The sequence below is a fragment of the Brachyspira pilosicoli genome, from assembly GCF_019402445.1.
Classification (GTDB): Bacteria; Spirochaetota; Brachyspiria; order Brachyspirales; family Brachyspiraceae; genus Brachyspira; species Brachyspira pilosicoli_B.
In genome coordinates this window covers 1-1,967 of record NZ_SRZM01000162.1, presented here as the reverse complement: position 1 = coordinate 1,967, position 1,967 = coordinate 1, and the positions used below count along the sequence as shown (strand labels likewise).

Sequence of the window (1,967 nt, the reverse complement as noted above, 5' to 3'; positions counted from 1 at the left end):
GCAACTTTTTGCGGCGGGAAAAAGTTGAATTAAAGAACTTACATTACACAATATAGTTATTTATGTCTATATAAACAAATAAATAATATTAGGAGTCGCTATGATAATAAAATCTGGCATAGGTAATGATGAAGATAAATTACCAAAGAAAGGCTTTCCTGTATCCATTAAAAATAAAGATGGAAAAGGAGTTTATGCCTTATATGAAGAAGGGTTTACCTTTGTTGGGGTTGCCTTGGAAGATGCATATAGTTATGTGGATTTTGGACTTAAGTCTAATTGCATATCTGTGTGCTACACTGGGAATGTTAATTGCATTGCGGCAGAGAGTTTAGCTGCTGGAGATATAGTTGTGCCTTCTGTTGATGGATTTAAAAAGTCATTAGACGGAAGTGGTGTAGGCATAGTTATTCGCGGGGGCAATGCCAATTCTCATATAGAAGTGCTTTTAAAAACTATTTAATAATTTATTATAAGGAGTAATAATGAGCGTACCAAATTTTCAAAGTATACAAAATAAACTTTTTCCTATAATCAATCAAGAGCTTCCAAAATATATGGGGCAGACAAACTTTGTAAGTAAATATATTCCAGAGATTTTTGTAGGAGTCTCTCAAGGTGCTATAGGAGGAGATTTAGACAACACTGCTTTTAATCTCAAAAACATGTACGGCGGAACTTCTTTGGGCGGTCTTAATATATTTAATGATTATCCAAGACATGAGTCAAGAGTTTTTAAGATGGAGCCTGAAGAATATTATATTGGCATAGACATAAACAGAATAGAAGAGATTAATGAACTTTATTCTAAAGATGAGAAAAAAGCAGGGGAGGAAATATTAAATTATATAGCACAAAAGTTAGTATCTAGGCTTGGACTTTTGAGAGAGAGAAATTTAGCTGCAAAAGTAACAGATGCTTCTTTGTATGGAAGTTCTAATACAGTGGATTTAACTGCTAAAGCAATAAGTTCTTGGACAGAAACTGATATTGATAATTTCTTTAGTTCTTTTATAGATTTGGCAAAATATTTAAATTATGCTGTAGGCGGAAATTTGTTTAATGACCAAATGGAAGTTCAAAACAATGGTCAGAAACTTTATATAGTGATACCTATAGATGTTTATGTGAAGCTTCAGGGATTATTTAGATTATTTTCTAATTATGTGTCTATGATAGGCAATTCTAATGACGGCAAATATAAAGCATTTAAGCCAGATATATTTAATGCCGTAACAAGCGGTATAACAGTTGTTGGCACTGCTTTTAGAGTTGCTGATGACCATGAAGTTGAACAAAAGTATCAATTAGAAAACCTTACTGATATATGGACAGGTTCTTCTATTTATATGTTTACAACTTCATCTAATATTTTGGATATGGCTTCTATAAAAGAGGTTGTATATTTAAATCATGATATAAGAGAAGTAGATATATTGGGCAACAATTTGTGGAGAAGCAGAACAAAGAGATGTACAGTAGCTTCTAACCCTTATGGCTTCTGTAAGATAGATTTGAAATTAGCAGATGCTTAATTATATTTAATATTTTTTATTCAAGAGAGGAAAATTATTTTTCTTCTCTTGTTTTTTTATATATATGTTTTTTGGGAGAGATGATGAATAATAAAAAGTCTTTACTTCATTTTGTAGACGCTAGTATAGTTCATAAAGATATTAAGGCTAATGATTATGTTGTTGCTAAGGTGGGGTATTTTTTTAGAGATGTTCATGAGAGAAGGTGCAAGGTTTTGATAGAGAGTGATTTAAATATTTCTCTTACAGATTCTTTTGTAATAATAAGCAAAGAAGAGGCAGAGGAACTTGTACGCGAGAAGATGAAACCTAATGATGTGATAAATTATTTGAAAGAGGAAAATAGAAGTTTAAAGGAAAAGATAAAGTCGCTTGAGGCTTAGTATATACAGAAATTTTTTAAGTTTTTTATTTGTGGTGGCTTTGCCCCCT

3 protein-coding genes are annotated in these 1,967 nt (G+C 31.5%); all 3 read left to right on the top strand.

Translation table 11 applies throughout. The annotated features are described in order from the left end of the window. Nucleotides 1–100 precede the first annotated feature (100 nt). The 3 genes from E6A48_RS06280 to E6A48_RS06270 all read left to right on the top strand — a co-directional run bounded on the left by E6A48_RS06280 (nt 101) and on the right by E6A48_RS06270 (nt 1,918). The gene (locus tag E6A48_RS06280; RefSeq protein ID WP_219709201.1) at nt 101–463 is read left to right on the top strand and encodes a phage capsid protein; all 363 of its coding nucleotides are present in this window, start codon (nt 101–103) and stop codon (nt 461–463) included. A gap of 22 nt (nt 464–485) precedes the next feature. Continuing rightward, the gene (locus E6A48_RS06275; RefSeq protein WP_014936939.1) at nt 486–1,535 is read left to right on the top strand and encodes a hypothetical protein; all 1,050 of its coding nucleotides are present in this window, start codon (nt 486–488) and stop codon (nt 1,533–1,535) included. Between the two features lie 83 nt (nt 1,536–1,618). Continuing rightward, a complete protein-coding gene (locus tag E6A48_RS06270; protein WP_014936938.1) occupies nt 1,619–1,918 on the top strand; it encodes a hypothetical protein in 300 nt (99 codons plus the stop codon). Nucleotides 1,919–1,967: the final 49 nt, after the last annotated feature.

Bases quoted from the DNA above. Each gene is read 5' to 3' on its own strand.
- E6A48_RS06280 (WP_219709201.1), top strand. From the start codon at position 101: ATGATAATAAAATCTGGCATAGGTAATGATGAAGATAAATTACCAAAG.
- E6A48_RS06275 (WP_014936939.1), top strand. From the start codon at position 486: ATGAGCGTACCAAATTTTCAAAGTATACAAAATAAACTTTTTCCTATA.
- E6A48_RS06270 (WP_014936938.1), top strand. From the start codon at position 1,619: ATGAATAATAAAAAGTCTTTACTTCATTTTGTAGACGCTAGTATAGTT.